The 20963-nt window shown below is 38.0% G+C and carries 17 protein-coding genes; 3 read left to right on the top strand and 14 right to left on the bottom strand.

Features of this window, described 5'->3' with window-relative positions; all coding sequences use genetic code 11:
* Positions 1-6: 6 nt before the first annotated feature.
* The 6 genes from MKY45_RS11110 to MKY45_RS11085 all read right to left on the bottom strand — a co-directional run bounded on the left by MKY45_RS11110 (position 7) and on the right by MKY45_RS11085 (position 5637).
* Positions 7-474, bottom strand: a complete 468-nt coding sequence (locus MKY45_RS11110) for a CcdC family protein (RefSeq protein WP_193062057.1) — start codon at positions 472-474, stop codon at positions 7-9.
* A gap of 121 nt (positions 475-595) precedes the next feature.
* Positions 596-1300: a cytochrome c biogenesis CcdA family protein gene (locus MKY45_RS11105; protein ID WP_042533789.1), complete on the bottom strand. Its 705-nt coding sequence runs from the start codon at positions 1298-1300 to the stop codon at positions 596-598.
* A gap of 603 nt (positions 1301-1903) precedes the next feature.
* A complete protein-coding gene (locus MKY45_RS11100) occupies positions 1904-2656 on the bottom strand; it encodes a (S)-benzoin forming benzil reductase (RefSeq protein ID WP_193062056.1) in 753 nt (250 codons plus the stop codon).
* Between the two features lie 199 nt (positions 2657-2855).
* Positions 2856-4217 carry a dipeptidase gene (locus MKY45_RS11095; RefSeq protein WP_042533786.1) on the bottom strand — a complete coding sequence of 454 codons (1362 nt, stop codon included), beginning with the start codon at positions 4215-4217 and terminating at the stop codon, positions 2856-2858.
* A gap of 145 nt (positions 4218-4362) precedes the next feature.
* Complete coding sequence (locus tag MKY45_RS11090; protein WP_042533784.1) at positions 4363-4824, bottom strand: S-ribosylhomocysteine lyase; 462 nt, start codon at positions 4822-4824, stop codon at positions 4363-4365.
* 234 nt (positions 4825-5058) lie between these two features.
* A complete protein-coding gene (locus tag MKY45_RS11085; RefSeq protein WP_042533783.1) occupies positions 5059-5637 on the bottom strand; it encodes a YhcN/YlaJ family sporulation lipoprotein in 579 nt (192 codons plus the stop codon).
* Between the two features lie 194 nt (positions 5638-5831).
* Here MKY45_RS11085 and MKY45_RS11080 point away from each other — a divergent pair, with 194 nt between their 5' ends.
* Complete coding sequence (locus tag MKY45_RS11080) at positions 5832-6071, top strand: YhdB family protein (protein ID WP_042533781.1); 240 nt, start codon at positions 5832-5834, stop codon at positions 6069-6071.
* 265 nt (positions 6072-6336) lie between these two features.
* On the opposite strand, the gene MKY45_RS11075 is transcribed toward MKY45_RS11080, so the two are convergent.
* From MKY45_RS11075 to MKY45_RS11050, 6 genes are all read right to left on the bottom strand, one after another.
* On the bottom strand, positions 6337-7098 hold the full coding sequence (locus MKY45_RS11075) for an anti-sigma factor domain-containing protein (protein ID WP_256706223.1): 762 nt from the start codon (positions 7096-7098) through the stop codon (positions 6337-6339).
* Positions 7095-7835 (bottom strand): RNA polymerase sigma factor SigI, encoded by a 741-nt coding sequence (gene sigI / locus MKY45_RS11070; RefSeq protein ID WP_193062365.1) that lies wholly within the window; start codon positions 7833-7835, stop codon positions 7095-7097. The genes MKY45_RS11075 and sigI overlap by 4 nt, the downstream gene beginning before the upstream one ends.
* A gap of 1656 nt (positions 7836-9491) precedes the next feature.
* Positions 9492-10211 carry a PRC-barrel domain-containing protein gene (locus MKY45_RS11065; RefSeq protein WP_193062051.1) on the bottom strand — a complete coding sequence of 240 codons (720 nt, stop codon included), beginning with the start codon at positions 10209-10211 and terminating at the stop codon, positions 9492-9494.
* 178 nt (positions 10212-10389) lie between these two features.
* The gene (locus MKY45_RS11060) at positions 10390-11205 is read right to left on the bottom strand and encodes a S1 family peptidase (RefSeq protein ID WP_256706222.1); all 816 of its coding nucleotides are present in this window, start codon (positions 11203-11205) and stop codon (positions 10390-10392) included.
* A 599-nt stretch (positions 11206-11804) separates the two neighbouring features.
* Positions 11805-13829, bottom strand: a complete 2025-nt coding sequence (locus MKY45_RS11055; RefSeq protein ID WP_341172919.1) for an ABC transporter ATP-binding protein — start codon at positions 13827-13829, stop codon at positions 11805-11807.
* Positions 13830-13841: 12 nt separating this feature from the next.
* Positions 13842-15575, bottom strand: a complete 1734-nt coding sequence (locus tag MKY45_RS11050; protein ID WP_341172918.1) for an ABC transporter ATP-binding protein — start codon at positions 15573-15575, stop codon at positions 13842-13844.
* A gap of 608 nt (positions 15576-16183) precedes the next feature.
* On the opposite strand from MKY45_RS11050, the gene MKY45_RS11045 reads away from it, so the two are divergent.
* Positions 16184-16738: a beta-class carbonic anhydrase gene (locus MKY45_RS11045; protein WP_042533770.1), complete on the top strand. Its 555-nt coding sequence runs from the start codon at positions 16184-16186 to the stop codon at positions 16736-16738.
* 70 nt (positions 16739-16808) lie between these two features.
* Here MKY45_RS11045 and MKY45_RS11040 read toward each other — a convergent pair whose 3' ends face one another.
* Complete coding sequence (locus MKY45_RS11040; protein ID WP_193062048.1) at positions 16809-17891, bottom strand: undecaprenyldiphospho-muramoylpentapeptide beta-N-acetylglucosaminyltransferase; 1083 nt, start codon at positions 17889-17891, stop codon at positions 16809-16811.
* 104 nt (positions 17892-17995) lie between these two features.
* On the opposite strand from MKY45_RS11040, the gene MKY45_RS11035 reads away from it, so the two are divergent.
* Complete coding sequence (locus MKY45_RS11035) at positions 17996-19345, top strand: MATE family efflux transporter (protein ID WP_341173480.1); 1350 nt, start codon at positions 17996-17998, stop codon at positions 19343-19345.
* A 72-nt stretch (positions 19346-19417) separates the two neighbouring features.
* Here MKY45_RS11035 and MKY45_RS11030 read toward each other — a convergent pair whose 3' ends face one another.
* On the bottom strand, positions 19418-20605 hold the full coding sequence (locus MKY45_RS11030) for a NupC/NupG family nucleoside CNT transporter (RefSeq protein WP_193062047.1): 1188 nt from the start codon (positions 20603-20605) through the stop codon (positions 19418-19420).
* Positions 20606-20963 lie beyond the last annotated feature (358 nt).

The raw sequence follows: 20963 nt of genomic DNA, 5'->3' as shown, positions 1-20963 counted from the left end.
AGAAATTTACGCACTTTGCTTCTTTGTTAATTGTACATATTGATAAAGCATTGCTATTCTCCAGGTACCAATCATCCCAAACGCCAGCAAAAAGAACATTCCTGAAGTTTCGCCAACCGAGATGCTTGTACCAATAATCAGTTTTATTATAATTCGGATAACTAATAATCCAATTAAAATAACCGGAAACATTTTTGACGGCTTAACATATATTTCTCCGTCCGAGAATTCTAATTTTGATGTTTTAATTAAAAAGATAGAAAATATTATTCCGACAGTCAGTGCTTCTGCGACTTGAAGCCAGCTTATCTGAAACATGGGGAACAAGAACATCAGTGCTCCCGTACTCATAAAAAATGGCGGTAATATAATCTTTTTTACAGATGCCGGCTTTCTAGAAGCGCGCATACGTACAAATATCATCACAATCGCCATAAATGCAAAGACAGCAGTAGTTGCAATTGCTAAATACATACATAACAACTCTTTTCTTTATACGCTGAAAAAATATCGGCCAAAACGATTTAGGCCGATACTTTTCATCGTTCCATAAAAATAATGTCTTAACCCTGATCTTAAATCATATTATTTCATTTTAAAATCCGGTAAATCCAAATAGATTAGCTAAAAATGCAGTAACCTTCGTCATCCAGTCAAAGAATAATGCGATTCCCATTAAAACCATTACCCAGCCGCCAATTTTCACCATTTTTTTACTGTGTTTCCGAAACCATTTCAATTTACCAATAAAGAAAGCAAGTAATAAGAAAGGAATGGAAAAACCTAAAATATAGCTAATCATCATAACAAGTCCAAGATTAGGATTAGTTGCAGCTAATGAGAATACCACCATTAAAATTGGTCCGGTACATGGTGTCCAGCCTAAAGAAAACGCCATTCCAATAAGGAAAGAACCAAAAAACCCTGCTGGACGATTTTTAAAATGAATTTTACGATCCTTCATAAGAAACTCGAAATTCAATACACCCACAATAACCAAGCCAAAAAAGATAATTAAAATTGCGCCAACCTGTCTGATGGTATCTTGATAGGTCATTAAAAACTCGGATACATATGTCGTCGTAAATCCAATCATTACAAAAATACTTGAAAAACCAATTAAAAAACAGACCGTATGTAATATTGCTTTTCGATCAAGCCGTTTATTATCCTGATTTATTTCATCCATGCTCATCCCGGTAATATAAGAAAGAAACACCGGATACAGCGGAAGAACACAAGGCGAAATAAATGAAAGAAACCCAGCTGCAAAAGCCAAGAAAACATTAATTTCTTCCATATGAAGCCCCCCTTACTCAATCATTTCTATTCTAACAGAGAAATTAAAAAATAAAAGTCAAATTTATGACAATATCTATACATTTTTATGAAAGGGGCTTTCAAATAATGCAGATATTTCTCCTCGCTTCAATCAAGGAACACCGGCTTCAGCATTCTGGTGAATTCCTTCGTGACGAGTAATTGCAGCAATGCTGTCAGGTTAGTACGACCGCTACGACGGGTTATGGTGAGGCGCATAACCGTCCCCTGGAAAAACACTACACTAGATAGTTTTATTGCTATCTGAGATAAATTGAGAAAATGCATGAACCTGACAACATCGGTAAGCGCTGCCCATCATAAAGCCGGAATCCCTTTATAAGCATCCAGATTGTGCGTAGCTCTACTCCGGACAACCACTCCGCTTTCCGACGTACAAATGTTTTCGATGGGACGAGTAATCGCCGGCCCAGGACGTCGGAAAGCAAAACGGTCCATCGCTTTACACTTCACCTTCTACTCTTTGTCAGGAACGTTATCGAAGGAATAATCAACCCCATTTTCTATGGAAATAAAGTTCCTTTTCAATGTGCAAAAGCTGAGTAAAAATAAACTGAATGGATTAAATATACTCTCGTACATCATAAATTTTTCCGTTTTTAACATTTTCGTCATCCATTAAGATGTCGATTAAAACGCCTCCAATGATGTCTGCTCCCCTTAACAGATTATTCTCTTTTAGAGCGCGGAAGCTGTCTACGTCCTTAAACGCTTCCTGTGAACTGGAACGGATTGTCTCTTGCATTTCTGTATCCATTACACCCGGGCTAAATGCAATAACAGCATGCTCTGTTCCTTCCTGTTCTATTGCTGCCACTTGCGTATACATATTTATACTGGCTTTTGTAGAGCAATATACGCTCCATCCATACTTCGGTTTTTCTGCTGCTCCTGAAGTTATCATCGCTGCCAGAAGCTGGACATGATGTTCCGAAGCTTTTTTTAAGAAATGATTCGTTAAAGCCATTGGTGCAACTGTATTGATTTGAACCTGTTTCATCAAATCATCCATCTCGATATTTTCGGCACGGTCAATTGGATCAACTAAGCCCGCATTATTAATTAAGTATACTTTAGATAACGTTTCGTGAAACAGCATTTCATCCACGCTTTTGCATGCTTTTTGTAGAGAGGCCTGCTCAGATAAATCACATGCTATGAAATGATAAGTCGCATTATTTTGTTTCGCATAGTCATATAACTTGGTATTATCCGTCCTCGAAATTCCTATCACATTTATTCCAGACTCCAAGAATAGCTTAGCAACGGATGCTCCCAGCCCTTTGGAAGCACCTGTAATGATTGCAGTCTCCATAAATTCTGCTCCTCTCTATTTCTAATTATTATTCTATTCCCCATTTTTCTATATTTTGCACATGAAATTTTTGTTGTTTTGCCTTATAAAATTAGAAGCAGAAATCCTCCCTAAAATAAAAAAGATCCCTCTCAACAAGGTCTTACGCATTGAAAGCAGATCTTTTTTACATCCTTCTATTAATTATTTCATTTTCAAGTTAAAGTTCATTCCAATAATAAGCTAATGTTTCCATCCCTTTTTGAAAGCTGTCTACCGGAAAGCTTTCATTTGGAGAATGTAATCTGTCTTCTGGCGTACCAAAACCTAACAGAACAATTGGATATTGATAAGCTGCCTCCAACCATTCAACAACCGGAATGGATCCTCCCATTCTCAGGAAAACCGTTTCTTTTCCAAAAGCCTTGCTGTAACTTTTGGCAGCCTTTTTTATCAAAGGGTGATCTGGCTCTACTTTATAAGCTTTCGCAGAGAGCTTTTCTTTTTCAACATGAACATGTACACCCGACGGTGCAAACTTTTGAACATGATTCACTAATTTTTCTTGAATATCCTGCGGGTCCTGGCCGGGAACCAAACGGCACGTAATTTTAGCAGTTGCTGTAGATGGAATAATTGTTTTTGTCCCATCTCCCTGGTAACCGCCAAATAATCCATTCACTTCCAATGTCGGCCTGCCCATCGTATGTTCTTTTGCTGTATATCCTTTTTCCGATACAGTTTCCGGAATATTTGTTGCTTTTACAAAATCTTCTCCTGGCGCTTTTTCCATCAGTTCTCTCTCTGCTGATGTTAAGTCCTCGACGTCATCATAAAATCCGTCTATTGTAATAACTTCCTTCTCGTCCTTCATCGATGCCAGCAAATGACTCATTGCCATTAATGGGTTTCGGACTGCACCACCGTACATTCCAGAGTGAAGATCATGATCTGGACCGGTTAATGTAATTTCAATTCCTGTAAATCCTTTCAATCCATATAAAATCGTCGGCTGGTTTTTCTCTGCCATCCCGGAATCCGAAATTACGGCAAAGTCAGCTTGGAATTGTTCTTTTTTATCCTGAAGGAGCTCGTAAAGATTTTCACTGCCTATCTCTTCTTCTCCTTCAATACAAACTTTTACATTCATCGGCAATTTTCCTTCTGTTTTTAAGAAAGCTTCAAAAACAGCAAGATGCATAAAAGTTTGTCCTTTATCATCACTTGATCCACGGGCGTAGATTCTTCCATCGCGTACTTCTGCCTGGAAGGGTTCACTGTCCCATAAATCAATCGGATCCACCGGCTGTACATCATAATGACCATAAAGCAAAACAGTCGGTGCTTCTGGTCCTGCTTCTGTATATTCTGCAAAAACGAGCGGATGACCTTTTGTTTCCATTTTCTCTACATTTTCAAATCCCAACTCATTTAAGTATCCTGTTAAAAAGTCAGCCGCACGCTGTACATCTTCTTTATGCGCCGGGTCCGTGCTGACACTTGGAATTGCTAAAAAATCATACAGCTTTTGTAATAAAGCTTCCTGATTTTCTTTCAGATAAGCAATTGCTTGTTCACTCATTACTTTTATTCCTCCTTCAGCATTTAAATATTAGCCTTTTCACTGTGTCAAAAAGCTTTCCACTAAACACGATATCTATTCCAAGCACGCAAAATTCAGCAGTCGCATAACAAATATCACCTGTTAGGCAACTGCCATTTTTTTCTTAAAATACTTCATGCCAAGCATCTTTATGCTTCAGCATTTCTTCTGCTATTTCCTTTGCACCTTCTAAGCTGTGGTTAGCTGCCCAGCCGCACTGTACTTCATTACATGCCGGAACTTCTGTTGCTTCTAAAACATCCTTTAGTGTTTTTTCCAGCATATCAAGAACTTCATCGTAATTATCATGATTTATTAAAGAAAGATAAAAACCGGTCTGGCATCCCATCGGACCGATATCTAATACGGCATCTGAATGATTACGAATATTTTCAGCCATTAAATGCTCTATGGAATGTAATCCGTCCATTTCCATATGTGCTTTGTTCGGCTGGGTAAAACGGATATCATATTTATGGACTTTGTCTCCGTGTGCTCCTTCTGTTATACCTACAAGCCGTACATAAGGAGCTTTTACTTTTGTATGATCTAAATTAAAACTCTCCACATTCATTTTTTGGGTCATATTGTCCTTCATCCCTTCTCTATTCTATCCTTTAGCAGGAACTGTATCTTTTTCCATCATACATGAAAAAAACGTGTAAGAAAAGTGGAGAGCGCTGATGTATACCAGCTGATATATCCTTCTATGTCAGATTCCGATTAAAAAAATCCAATCCCGCAGTTTTATATAGCTAACGGAATTGGATTTGTACCATGTTATACGATTGAAAAAACGCGAATCATAAAATGCTTGATATTATTTTGCGTCTGGGAAAACGCGGTCAATCATGCCGCCAATTTGATCAAAGAAGCCTTCAACTGGATTTCCATTGTCCATATCGTTGACATATCTGTCAGCTAAATCCAAGAAATCCGGATTGGATGTTACATATACGTTATCAATGGATGAGTCAACAGAACGTACAATATCTGCAATTCGTTCTTTTACATCATCTGTAATCTCCATACTGCCTTCATTATTTTCTTGGTTATTCCTGTTTCCTTCATTATCTATATCCAAGTTGGCTCCTACATAAGCGTTGTTTCTAGTTGTTAATACATAAGCATGATCAATTTCGTCCATTTCATCCGTTATTTTCTCAGCTGCCTCTTTGGACACATTATATTCTGCGTCTGTATTACGGTCAGAAACTCTGTCTATCGTATGGTCACGATTACGGTCTCTTGCATTATCATCGATATGCTGACCTTGATATCGAGTCGGCTCCACATTTCCATCCGAGTTATTCGGATTGGTATCGTCGTTATTCGTATTTTGACAAGCAACTAAGACCATCATAAGAACGGTTAATACCGCAAATAAGCGTAATTTCATTTTCATTCCTCCTTACCTATTTGCCTCTTATTATGGTTAGACAGATAAGGAATTATGCATATGAAAAACGTTAATTTATGGAAAGCTGACCATGAAAGTAGCGGTGATATTTAAGAAATAATGGAGAAGCTATGGAAGAAGCCTTTCACCAATAAGATTGTTTACCGGAATTCCTTCTTGATAAAGGAGTGAAAATGTTGATACCTGATTATGATAAAGCTTTATATTACACCATATGGGGACAGTGGGACAATTTATTCATATTAATGTCACGGACTAATGATGATTTACTCGCTAAAAAAATTGAGCATTTTCTGTATGCCTACCATCATTCTTCCAGTCAAAAATATGTTGATCAATCACACGATACTCTGCTTTATTATTTAGAGCATGCCCTTCAATTCAGCAGTCCATGGATGTATGAATTTGAATAATTTACCGCAATGTAACCAGCTGTAGTTTCACTTTACCGTGCTGAAGAAGCAGATGCCGGTCAAAACTGGAATTCCATCTGCTTTTTACAGCTTTAACTGGTATTCAAATGTCTGTTTGTAGACGGCTGTTAACGAACCCGGTGAAATTTTAATCACGTTTGTACTTCATTGTTCTATAATGATTCATCCTGGCCGCTGTCTTCATCATCAGAAACATCATCTGTTAACTCATTATTTTTTGGTTTTATTGGCGTTTTTTCTTGTTTTATAGAACGGTTAATATCAGACTCTTGTTCACCATAAAAAAATTAATAATTGCACGATTATTTGCGTCTGTCATATCAAAATGTGCCTGTTCTACATCTACATTATGATTTGCCAATTCTGTAGCCATTACTTCGTTCATTGATTTATTTTCATTTTTTGCTAATTCCCTCACCTCTTCTGGAATAATCAACGTTGCAACATCCCAATCAGGCAAGGTTTCTATGTAAGGATTAATTTGCGAAATGAGCTCTCTCGGGTTTCCGTTTTGATTTTCACAGCTCACTCCTACAATCATTCTTCTTTGCTCTGCCAGTCCTCTGTTTTCACTCTCATCAACAATATGCGTTAATACAGAGTGGATGGGCTTGTCTTGAACACTGTTGATTTCCTCCAGCAGCTTATCTGCAGAACCATTCAATGCATTGACGTCTGTAACCATTAATTCATCATTCAATTCTAATTCAATACTGGGATTGATATCAATGGCAACATAAGCATGCGTTTCTGTATCACCCATTCCGTGAAAAAGCGGATATCCGAAAATCAACAGCATCAAAAGTACAATAGCTGATAATCTTACTGCGATAGGCGTCTTATCCCAATACCTTCTCCATCTGGGCTTTCCAGATACAGGTTGAAAAATAACTTCATCCCCTCGTTCCGCATGCTCTGTTAATATAATTCCCTTCTCAAAACTGCCATCCTTGGTAAGCAAAATGGCGTATTTGCGATGGATTTCCATCACAATTCCTTTTTTCATTTTTCCACATCCTTGAGGTAATCCTTAAGGTAGTCCTTAAGATAAGCATATTCACTGCCTAGCACAATAAAAATAGCTAAAATAAACTTGCGATTCCGTTCTAATGTTTTTTTACTTACTTCAACTTTCATTAATAACTTTTTAATTGGCAGCTTTTTTTTACGATAAACATACTCACTTAACTGGTTATCCTGATATAAAATATAAGCTACCTGTACTGCAGATTCCCTGGCGTCCCGATGCTTGGGGGAAGCATTTGTCAACTCCTCCAGTGTAAGCCGGTATGATTTTAGCTTCTCCTTGAATAAAATAATTTCTTCCCGTCTTTTGCTGTTCTCTGCTTCCATTTGGTGTTTTTCTTTTGCGGCAGCAATAACAAGCGGATTTTCCATTTGCTCCTCTTCATTTATTTCATCTAAAGACAGCAGATTCGGGCGTTTTTGATGATAGCGGATATAATCAATCACTTTTCTTTTCACAACAAGCTTTGCAAAGGATAGAAATGAACTGCCTTTATCTGGTTCATAAGAAAATATAGCATCATTAAAAGCCATTAATCCGACACTAAATTCATCATCTTTTTTAGGATCAATATATCGTTTGCAAACTTCTGATACACATTTAGCGATAAATGGCTTATACGTATGAAGCAGTTCATTTTGCAGTACAATATCTCCTTTTTGGATTGCTTCAATTTTTTCTTCAATAGGGGTGTCTGTTAATTGATTGGTCATCATCATTTGTCAGCTCCCCCTAACACTATATCATTCGTTTTTATTTTTATTTTTCCGGGTTTTAAATTTATATTCATCAAATATTTATTTTTATTTATTATTTTCATATCAAATAATCTCCATTTTTATCATTCTTATTAGTTATTGCGGTATCATCGCCCATACCCTTTCTCCTCAAAATTCAAAAGGAAAGCAAATCTGATATGAGGAGAGAGGATGGACAATCATTTCCTGAACCGCTTCTCGTAGGTGAGGATATTCTCCACACGTATCAAAATTTATTTGTCTAATCCGTTTTATTTTTCGTAGCAATAAAATCTAGTTTATTGGTTAAATATATACAGGCCATTCTAGCCTGTACATATAATACTACCCTATATCCAAAATGGTTACTATCACAAATGAATAACATTTCATTTAAATTAATATGACGAAAATCCATATTTTTGTAAAACATCCTCGAAAAATGTTGGAATTTGTAATGAAATGTTTAAATAAGAAATAAATATGTAAAAATGAAAAAGCATTATCCTTTGTCTATGATGAAAAAAGGAGAAATGCTGGGGTTTGGGATTTAATGAATTTTAAAAAGGATTGCTAATCCAGCATTCGCTGCTGGGATTTTGAATTAAATTCTTTATCGAAAATGCGGAGGAAAATCAAGTGAATTTTTCTGCCTTTAGCAAAACAGGATAAAATAATCGGCATTATTCGATTTTTTTTTCCCTTTTTTCATATATTTTTATTGAAACATACGCAATTATTGAAATAATTAACATAGTAACTGCGATTACAAGAAGAAAATTTACTACAGAGAATAACGGGAAATCATTACTTTGATAACTAAGATAGGATACGATTGTTATCAAAGTAGCAACTATTATATTTCCAATTAAATATCTTTTTAATGATTTTATCGAAGGCTTCATGATTTTTCACCCTCTCAAACTTTCAGACTTCTTCACCCTTTTATGTTTCCGTTTACATAAAAGGTCAAAATAACTAATACTAAGAGACTAATTGTGAAAAGAAAGATTATCATGTCAATCTGGTCTGCAGTACTTGTTACGAATGCTTTGCTTGTTCTAAAGATAATGGTGAAGGAAAGCAAGAAAATGTTCAACCTCAAGCTGTAAGCTGTGATGCAGATAAGCCTATTGCTAAAATGGGTTATATTACAAATACTCCGTTTGAAGAAATGCAAGATTAAAGAAAATTATCAGGAGATTGGTATGCCGTAGTCACTGCATTTGGCTTTTGCTATACTCGGTGCTGCTTATGCGTATGCCATGACGAAATAATGATTAAAAACAGTAACTAGCGAAAGAAAAATACGGAGACTCCTGCGGGAGAGCGTAGTGTTTTCCTGCAGCGGTAATTATTAATTTCAATTTGTATAAACATCACATTTGTACTATTTTATTTCGGGGAATTTAATCTTCATATCTTCTTTTACCATTTTCGTAAGTAAACCAGCATCCCAAAAGAACAAAGAAAAGCAAAACGAAGCTATCTGTTAAGACAGAGAAGCCCACAGTCCATCTTAAAGTTACTGCTATCACTATAAAAGTCAAAGAAAGGATAATCTGTTTTAATTTAAAATTCACTGGGGCCACTCCCCTATCTTATGAATCAGCATCTTGCATTGCATGAATCCACTTAGGAATGATTTAAGTGATGAAATACTTCTTCTTTATCTTTAAATGGTGTTACCTGCTCTAAACCTTCCACAGAATCATCCAGATACAAATCTTTTTCAAACCAATCTACCGATGTCACCTGATCTGTCCGATATAAATATAGGTTATTTTCTACATAGCTTTCGTTGCTGTTTACTACAAGATATTGTATCTTTCCTACTTCTGTTAAAATAATATTATCGACGAGTCCAATTTTACCGTCTGTTGCATGTGCTTTAAATTCCATAAACTCTTCTATGCTTCTCAGGTTATCAGTTGCATTTTCAGGTGCAGCTAAATCCGGTTCCGGCGGTACACTGGCATCCTCCAGCTGTCCGTTTCCAGTTGCTACCGGACCGTGATCAGAATCTAACACCGCGTTTTCCTTATAGCTGTTCCACCCGAAATAATCCAATACCACTTCTTGATAGGAAGAAACGAAATCTTTATCTTCAGGCACCTCAGGACTCTCTCGAATCGTTTCCTTATCCCTGTCTACCTTAAGATAACCTTCCTCCAGATTAATTTCTTCCTGTACATGGAAAGGAAGCAGTACTTTCTTACCCGGAAGCCACTTTCTTGTATCGACAACAATAAATCGCAGCTCCCAATCATCATTGAAATATAAATCTTTTACCTTTCCTATTTCTCCATCTGTTGCATGAATAGTTAAATTCGTTAATGTTGAACCTAGAAACATGACAACACCTCCAAAAAAGGGTTTATCCTGGAAATCGCCCTTAAACTCCGCTCTAACGCCTCTATTATAAAGAATGAAAATGCATAATACAGACGGAAGATCAGGCGGGCTGAATCCCTGAATCATTTTATTATCTAATACCCTTTCAGCAAGGTGTTAAACAACTCTATTATAATTGTTAATTATTTGTAAAATAACTTATCGGCACATAAAGACCGACACGTCCATGCTCTTCATGATTTAACGTTGCGAAAATAACTCCAATAACATTGCCTTCCTGATTTATAACAGGACTGCCGCTATTCCCCCGGTAAACGGGGGCCTGGATCATCATGACTTCCTTTTCCCAGCCGGAAAGCTGCAGCGGACCTAATATCGTGCCCTCATTGGCAATTCCGTTAAAAAATAAAGGGTTGCCTATAAAACGGATATCGTCTTCATATTCGACGGGTGCTGTTTCATCTAATGTTAAATAAGGAAGGCCATTCCCCTCAACTTCCACAACTGCTAAATCTATCTCCGGCATTTCTTCCACTACTTCTCCTTGAAATAGGCCTTCTTCCGGAAAAGCAACCGTTATCGTCTGCTCATCCTCAATCACATGATAATTTGTTAAAATTGTGCCATCATCGGAGACAGCAAAACCGGTGCCTCTTCCATCATTTGTTTCAATAACCACGACAGCTTCCTTGGATGCTGCTATCTGTTCCTCCTGCGATAACCGGCTGGACGCTTGAAGGAAATCTACAGCAGGAACCGAAATTACTTTCGGGAATAAGGAAAGTACATAAAACGTCATCGCAAAGGCTATCAGGATGGCTAATACTTTCGGAAAACGGCGCTTCGGTTTAGTCTCTTCTTCTGCGCGGGCTCTTTCCCACGCTTCTGCTTTTGCTTGCGTAACCAGCTCCTGCATTTCTTCCTCATCAATATCTTCTATTAAATCTTCGTCCATTGATTTTTTGAACTTGTCATTTTCCTCTTCTTCGTTCAACGTCCGGCCTCCTTTCTCTGCTTAGTGGATCACTTTCATTTTATTTTAATAGAAGGAGCCCTGCTTTTCTATTAAAACAGCGTATCTCCCCTGCAGTTTAGGCGGAGATACGCTTTCTTCTTCCTTACTCAACTTTCGCACATTAAAAACTAACTTCATTTCTATAGAAACAGGGGTTGATCGTGCCTTCGATAACTCCCTTGACAAAAAATAGAAGGTGAAGTGTAAAGCACCACTGCGGCGGACCATTTTGCTTTCCGACGTACAAATGTTTTCGATGGGGTGAGTAATCGCAACCCCAGAACGTTGCGACATTAGTCTGCCTAGGGGCACACTCTTCAGCTAACTTTTGCCAAGAAGAGCACTTGGCAAAAGTGGATCTTCAGATGGTGCTGATCCCTCAGGAGTCAAAACGGTCCGCCTCCGCTAGTAGGTATTCTATACGTGAAAAACAACTTACCAAACAGAAGTTTGAACCGATAGAACATGTTTTTCATGCTGTATGGTAATGAAGAACATGTTCACCCTGGAATAGCAAGATATATTTGCTTATTCTTAGGTGCGAAAGTTGAGTTACTTATATTAACTAATTATTATACTTAAACACTTACCTTCAAAGAACCTTGCTGCATTTGATACATTTGATAATACGTTCCACGTTCTGCAATCAGAGTATCATGATTCCCCTGTTCGATAAGTCTTCCTTTATCCAGAACAATAATTTGATCAGCCTGCTGGATAGTAGACAAGCGGTGAGCGATAACAAGTGTCGTTCTTCCTTGCTTCAGTACCTCCAGTGCATGCTGAATCAGCAGCTCTGTTTCCGTATCAATATTTGCTGTAGCTTCATCTAAGATAAGAATCGATGGGTCAAAGGCAAGCGCCCGTGCAAAGGAAATTAATTGCCGTTCTCCTAATGAATAGGTAGATCCGTTTTCCGTCACTTCTTCATCATAACCGTTTGGAAGCTTTTCAATGAACCGGTCTGCCCCGACCGCTTTCAAGGCAGCAATCGCTGTTTCTCTCGTTATTTTTTCATCCTGCATCGTGACATTGCTCAAAATCGTACCCGAAAATAGAAATGGATCTTGAAGCACAACCCCCATATGACTGCGAACCTGCTGTCTGGACAAGGAGAATGTATCCATCCCGTCGATGGTAATCCTTCCTTTTTGCGGATCATAAAAACGAAATAATAAATTCATAATCGAGCTTTTGCCAGAGCCTGTATGCCCTACAAAAGCAGTGGTTTGCCCCGCACCTACATGAAAGGAAATATCTTTCAAGATATAATCGTCCTTTTGATAAGCAAAGGATACATGGTCAAAAGAAATCGTTCCTCTGTATTTATCGATTGCCCGGTTATCCGTTTCTTCCGCAGGCTGGTCTAACAGCTCAAATACACGGCTGCCTGCTACTCTTGCCTGTTCAATTAATGGAAGCTGATTCACGATATCTGTTACTGGCTCAAACAAGCGGTTAATATAATCGACAAAAGCATACAGAACACCAATTGATATCATACTTGCCATATCAAAAGAAGAAGCTCCAAAATACCAGATAAACCCGACAAAGGTGATGTTACGAAATACAGTCACTAAATTATAAGAGGTCAGTGCGCTTAAGCGGATTAATTTCTTTTGGAATGTATAATTGCGATGATTTAATTCTTCAAAATCCGCTTTCATCGCCTTTTCTCTGTTGAAAGCTTGAATAATCGGCATACCTTGAATTGCTTCGTTGATGTTACCGTTAATTTGACTAATCGTTTTTCGGATCACCTGATTATATTTACCGCCAAAATACTTATAAAAACGCATCCAGCCATATAATAATGGAATCACAAGCAAGCAAAGCGCTGCGAGCTGCGGATCCAAAATAAATAAGGCAACAAAGATTCCTGCCATATAAACCAAGCTGGCGACTACAATCGACAGGACGCGCTCATATAAATCGCGAATCGCTTCCGTATCATTGGTGATTCTTGCAACAATGGTTCCCGCCGGCTGGTCGATATAATAATTTATCGGCAGCCGCTCCGTATGCGCAAATAAATCTGTCCGCATCCGCTTGACAATCTGATTTGCAGACTTTTGTAATAAAAAGGTTTGATAAAATTGAAAAACACCTGCAATAATTAATAAAACCATATATAATACCAGCAAACCGATGATTGGTGTCTTCTCCGGCTCGAAGAACGGATATGCTTCTTGAACAGATAACTGTTCCCCTTCCGCTCGAACAATATCATTATTCAAGGTAATCGTCAGCTCTCCATTATTCATCTCCCGTTCTCCTGTCAGAGGAAGCTCACCTTCAAAAACATAATAAGAAATTCCGATTTGTAATAAGGTGTAGGTAGTCCCTGTGGGGGTATCTTCGTTTTCCACGCGGTCCGATCGTTTTAACAGCTGTTCGTTATAAGGAGCTGTTGTATCATCTGCTGTTTCTACAGCTTCCCAATATCCTTCGACACCGAGAATATGATTATCAATGACCCGTTTAGCAATCAATGGTCCAGCTAATTCCAAAGCAACTGCTATCATTAAACAGACAAGACCTAAAATAATCCCTTTTTTATATTTTAAGGCGTATTGAAATAACCGCCTTTCCGTACTCTTCATCTTTCCACCTCCCTAGTCTCCCATCTGCTGCTGAACATATTGCTTGTAATACCATCCTTTTTCCTTCATCAATTGCTCATGGGTACCCTCCTCCGCTATTTCGCCATCCTCTAAAACGATGATATGGTCTGCATGCGTTACAGCAGAGAGGCGATGCGCAGCTATAAATGTTGTTTTATTTTTTCGTTCCTCTTTCAGATGAGCAATAATAGCTGCCTCTGTTTTACCGTCAACTGCTGATAGCGAATCATCTAAAATAAGAATCTCTGGATTTTTAATAAAGGCACGTGCCAAAGCCACACGCTGCTTTTGACCTCCGGATAATGTAATTCCGCTTTCACCGACCTGGGTGTCTAACCCTTCAGGCAGCTGCAGAATGTCACCTGCGAAATACGCCAGCTCAAGTGCCCGGAATATTTCTTCATCGGTCGCAGCTTCTTTGCCAAATTGAATATTTTCCCGAATGGATTTGGAGAACATCATTTGATCCTGAGGAACATACCCTATCCATTCACGAAGCTGCTTTAACGGGAGACTTTCTATTTCCTCTCCAGAAATCACTATCTTTCCTTGTACATCTGGATACTGTCTCAGCAACAATTTAAACAGCGTTGTTTTCCCTGCTCCTGTTTTCCCGACAACTCCAATCGTATCTCCAACCCGCACCTTAAAAGAAACTGCTTTTAAAGCCTTCTCTGCCGTATTTGGATAGGCAAAGGATACGTTATGAAATTGAATCTCTTTCACCGCTTCAACTTGCTTCAGCTCCCTGACATCCCGCACATCAGGCGGGTAGGATAATGTCTTGTTCACCCGGTCTAAGGAGGCATTTCCCCGCTGGAGGATATTGATTAGCTCACCAACTGCGAACATTGGCCAAATCAGCATCCCCAAGTAGACATTAAAAGTCACTAAATCTCCTAAAGTTAACCTGTTTTCAAAGACAAGCATTGCTCCGTAGCCAATTCCGATTGTGTAAGACAAGCCGACCAGAATTTTCATTGTCGGTTCAAATAACGCATCGATTTGGGCAACTTCCATATTTTTGTCATACACATCTTTTGTCATATTCTCAAACCGTGTTTTTTCCTGTTCTTCCTGGACAAAAGCACGAATTGCACGAACACCGCGAATGGATTCTAAAACACTGTTATTCATTTCCCCAAAAGCATCCTGTGCTTTGGTAAAACGACGATGTATCGCGCTTCCGTAAAAATTCATCATAACAGCCATAATGGGTAATGGAAGCAAAGCTGCAAAAGTCAGTGGCCAGCTGATGGTCAGCCCCATTACCGCAATAATCATCAGCATAAATATACTGGAATCAACCAATGTCAGGACACCAAAACCAGCTGTCAGACTGATTGCTTTTAAATCATTGGTCGATCTTGCCATTAAATCTCCTGTACGGTATTTCCCAAAAAACGTCGGAGACATCGATAAAAAATGATCCATCAGCTTGCTTCGCATCCATCGTTCTAAAATAACCGCTCCGCCAAAAAGCGTATAATCCCATAAAAATGAAATAATATAATGGACAATCAGCAGTACAATGTAACCTGTAATAACTGCCGTCAGAATTTGTACCGTCAATGTTTCAAATTGGATATGGTCGATAATATATCCGACTAATTTTGGAGGAATCAATCCAACTGCACTTGCCAAAATTAAAGCGATAATAGCGAACGTATATCGTTTCCAGTAATGCGCAAAAAACCAGCTTAATTTCTTAAATACGGCAAACATCCTTTCACCTGCTTTCTATACCAAGTTTTGCATTCTAAATTCATTTTCTGTTGAAATCCTCCCCGTAAAACGACCTGGAAGTTTCCTCCCTGCTTCAATTATTAAGAAAACACGTCAATTCCACATAGTAAACGGCAGCCAGGTCGCCTCTCCTTATTCACACCCCATTTTCTGGTTGAAAAATGCATCAAAAAAAAGCGCACGCCATCTGTCGGCATACGCTTATAATAATCATCCTGCTTATTCCATTATCAGCCGGCCACACGGAAACCTGCGGCCATACAAACACTTCTCCCTTAAAAAATTAAGAGAAAGCAAACCCGTTTACTGGAGGCCACAAAATTGTATTCTGTTGTATTTGATTTGATTGGTTGATTTGATACTGTAAATTCATCATTTTGTGATTCCCTCCTTTTTTATTTATTTGAAAATTGAATGCCTTTTTATTATATATTCCTACAATTCCCAAGTCAATTGTTTTTTTAATTTTAATAAAATTATATTATTTGAAAGCATTTTTTTATATGTTTCTCACGATTTTTTTCACCCTATTTATTTTCATATAATAAATTCCGTGCTATTATTTTTATTTAAGGGAGATGAAAGATATGAATTTAGATCAACTTTTAGATTTCAACGAAAAATTTGTAGACAGCAAAGATTACGAAGCTTATACAACGGACAAGTTCCCGAATAAACGCATGGTTATTTTTACTTGCATGGACACACGTTTAGTGGAACTGCTTCCCAGAGCACTGAATATCCGGAACGGTGATGTGAAAATGGTGAAAAATGCCGGAGCTATTATCCGGAAGCCATTTGACAGTATTATGAAAAGCTTATTAGTGGCTATTTACAGCTTAAAAGCAGAGGAAGTTGTTGTTATCGGTCATCATGGCTGCGGAATGTCCAATGTAGATACAGAAGCGCTACAACAAACTATGCTTGACCGCGGTATATCGGAAGACACGTTACATACCCTGGAGCATTCTGGTATTAACCTTCATAAAGAATTCCATGGTTTCGAGAAAATTGAGGACTCTGTGACTCAAAGTGTAGGAATTATTCGCAATCACCCGCTTCTTCCTAAGGAAGTGAAGGTTCACGGGCTTGTTATTGACCCGGAAACTGGAAAATTAGACGTCGTTTCCAGAGAAGACTAAAATAATACAAAGAAAGGGCCCGCTCATTTTATGAAGCAGGCCCTTTTTAAACATTAAAAATGCTATTAGCTTATTTCTTTTGAATCGATTGAATAATTTCAATAACTTTATCTCTTGATTCTTCACTCTTATATTTTTTCATTTCATCCAGCATGACTGGCGCAGCTTTTTTTAGTGCAGCCGCTTCTTGAATCAGCTTTTCTGTTGTTAACGTCTCCTCTTCAACAACCTTCGCATATTTCTTTTCTTTAAAAGAATTTGCATTAATAATCTGATCTCCCCTGCTTGCCCCGCGAGAAAGCGGGATTAACAGCATCGGCTTTCGCAAAGCTAAAAATTCAAAAATCGCATTGGAGCCGGCACGGGATACAACAAAATCCGTAGCCGCGAAAATATCTTTTAGTTCCTCATGTACGTATTCAAATTGCGCATATCCTGGAGCATGAAGAGCTGAATCTACTTTTCCGCTTCCGCAAATATGAATAATTTCAAAATGCGTCAGTAAATCATCCAACGCCTCATGGATCGTTGAATTAATTTTTTCCGATCCGCCGCTTCCCCCCATAACCAAAAGCACGGGTTTTTCTCCTGAAAGCTGGGCAAATGTTAACCCTGCCTTTTTATCACCTGTAAATAATTCATCCCGAATCACCGCTCCAACATAAGCAGCCTTCTTCTCCGGAAGATATTGCATGGTCTCCGGGAATGTCGCCAATACTTTTTTGGTAAATGGAATAGAAAGCTTATTTGCAAGTCCCGGTGTGAAATCAGATTCGTGAATCACTGAGGGGATGCCTCTTAATTTTGCTGCTGCAACTACCGGAACAGAGACAAATCCGCCTTTTGAAAAAACAACAGATGGCTTTCTCTTGCCTAAAATACGAAAAGCCTGTATCGTTCCCTTTAAAACCTTAAACGGATCTTTAAAGTTTTCTTTGGACATATAGCGGCGCAGTTTCCCGGTAGATACCGGATGATAGGTCACGCCCTCCAATTTTTCAATCAAATTTCGTTCGATTCCTTCATAGGATCCGATGTAGTCTACTTCATAACCCTGCTCCTGATAATATGGTATAAGTGCTAAATTAACAATGACATGGCCGGCAGTTCCGCCGCCAGTAAATAAAATACGTTTTTTATTTCTTTTTTCCATGGATCAATTCATCCTTTCCCAGATTATTATATCAGCGTATAATGGGCAATGCACCTATTAAATGTAATGAAAAACCGAATTACGAAATGTCAGGAAGATGAATGATGTACGAAACAACGAATCGAAGACAAAAAATCAAACTTTTTATTATCATTATGCTGCCAATCCTTGTGACCCAAGTCAGTATGAATCTGATGAATTTTTTTGATACGGTCATGTCCGGCCAAGCCAGCGCCGTTGATTTAGCAGGGGTTGCAATCGGATCCAGCCTTTGGATACCAATTTTAACAGCTGTAAATGGGATTGTTCTCGCAATAACTCCAATTATCTCTCAACTTATTGGCGCCAAAGAGAAAAAAGATATTCCGCAGGTTATTCAGCAGGGTATTTATTTATCTGTCGGTTTATCCTTCATTATTCTCATTGCCGGTTTTTTTGTTTTAGAACCTGTATTACAGCTGATGAGCCTGGAACCGGATGTACATCATGTGGCGAAATATTATTTAATTTTTCTTGCTGCGGGTATTATGCCATTATTTATTTTTCACACGGTCCGAAGCTTTATGGATGGGCTTGGACAGACGAGAGCTTCTATGATTATTATTTTAATTTCTCTGCCAATCAATGCCTTTTTGAACTATATCTTTATTTTTGGCAAACTGGGAATACCGGCATTTGGCGGCATCGGCGCTGGAATTGCAACGAGTATTACCTATTGGATAGTCAGTATCATTTCTTTATATATGATACATAAGGTTGCTCCATTTACATCGTATCAAGTCTTTCAGGTACGCTTTAAACCACAGATTTCCTATTGGCTCAGTCAATTAAAAATTGGTCTGCCAATCGGAATGGCAATGTTTTTTGAAACAAGTATTTTTTCTGTGGTAACGATTATGATGAGTATGTATGATACAAATACAATTGCCGCCCACCAGGCAGCAATGAACTTTGCCGGATTATTATACATGCTGCCGTTAAGCGTCGGAATGGCGCTTACTATTGCAGTCGGGTTTGAAATAGGAGCGAAACGTTTTCAGGATGCACGAACCTATACGTATCTTGGAATTACAGGCGGGATGATTATTGCTCTATTTATCGGCATTATTTTGTTTGTATTCGATGATGCCGTTGCAGCGCTATACCATAATAACCCAGAAGTGATTGCCTTAACAAAACAATTTATTCTGTTTGCGATATTTTATCAGCTTGCAGATGCCATCGGCGCTCCTATCCAAGGAGCTTTAAGAGGATATAAGGATGTGAACGTCACCCTTATTCTCGCATTAATTTCTTATTGGCTTATCGGCTTGCCGGTTGGATTTTTATTTGCCAACTATACCAATTTTGATGCCTTTGGCTACTGGATTGGAATTATTGTCGGTTTAAGTGCAGGCGCAATTGCTCTGCTGCTCCGACTATTACACATTCAGCGTAAAGCAAAGCGCGGTTGAAAATGTTTTAATAAGAATTATAAAAAGCACCATGAATCATTTTGATTGATTCATGGTGCTTTGATGTTATTCCTACAAGAATAGTCCAACGATGGTTGCTGAAAGAATAGATACCAGCATAGACCCTGCCAAAAGCTTCATTCCAAATTTAGAAACAATGACAGCTTTGGCATTATCAATCCCTTTTACAGTACCTGCGATAATACCGATAGAAGAGAAGTTAGCAAAGCTTGTTAAGAATACTGTTACAATACCAACTGTTTTTTCAGAAAGCTGATCCAGCAATGGTTGTAATTCCAGCATTGCTACAAATTCATTTGTTACAATTTTTGTACCCATAATCGATCCAGCTTGAACAACTTCACCTGGCGCAATTCCCATTAGTACGCCTAGTGGAGAAATAATATAACCAAGAATTTCCTGCAGGGTAATTCCAGCGAAAACAGCTTGGATAATCCAGTTAACCAGTTCTAATGAGGCAATAAAAGCAATTAACATTGCAGCAACAATCAGTGCAATTTTCCCGCCTTCTAATGCACCATTTCCCATTGCTTCGAAAATACTTTTATCCTGACTGACGTCCGAAATATCCACTTTGTCTTCTTCCTTTGGAACGTTTACAGGGGCAATGATTGAAGCGATCATCAAGCAGCTGAACATATTCAACGGCAAAGCAACCAAAACATATTCTGGAGGCAGCATTTGAATATACGATCCCACGATAGAAGCTGATACAGAACTCATTGCCGAGGCACAGACAATAAATAAACGATTTTCATTTAAATGGTGAAATTGCGAGCGTATTGCAATCAATGCCTCAGATTGACCGAAGAAAACACTATTTACACCATTAAATGATTCAATTCGAGGTAACCCTGTTATTTTGGAAATAACAGCTCCAATATACTTAATAATTATTGGAAGAACTTTTAAATAAGTAAGAACGGAGAGAATGGTTGCAAAAAAGATAATTAAGAGAAGCACATTGAAGAAGAATACGCCGCCCTCTGCCAACTCAAATCCACCTAACACAAATCCAATACCTTCTTGTCCGAACTCAATTAACTTATTGAATAAGTTTGAAATCCACCTGATAATGTCTTCACCAATTGGCGTGGAAAACATAAACCATGTAATAAGCAATTGTATAACTAACATAATACCAATGGCATAGAAGTTGATTCTTTTCTTATCATTCGACATTAAAAATGCTAGGCCGAGTGTAATGATAACTGCCAAAATCCCCAACAAAATGTCCATATTACCGCCTCCTCCACATTATTTCCTGTAAACGCTTTATCATATATAATAAAAAATTTACAGGAAAAGTTTCAAATCTACATATTAAAACAATACAAAACATTACAATCCCTAAAAAAATAAATGTGATTATTTAATTAAGAACTCCCATTCAATTACTATCATATTAGTAATTGAAAATAATTTCAATGCTTGGAAAAGAGAATTAATAATTAAAAAAATTAGAAATAAATTGTAATATTTAGGATAAATACTCTATTTGTGTCATGTTAAATAAATCATATATAATATTTCCTAATTGCTTAAGAAAATACAACTTCAATTTGTCTGCACCTGTCGAAATTCGGAACTATTTTGG

Source organism: Oceanobacillus sp. FSL K6-0251 (assembly GCF_038004725.1).
Lineage (GTDB): Bacteria > Bacillota > Bacilli > Bacillales > Amphibacillaceae > Oceanobacillus > Oceanobacillus oncorhynchi.
The sequence above is the reverse complement of the archived record's forward strand: the minus strand, read 5'-3'. Positions and strand labels throughout refer to the sequence as shown.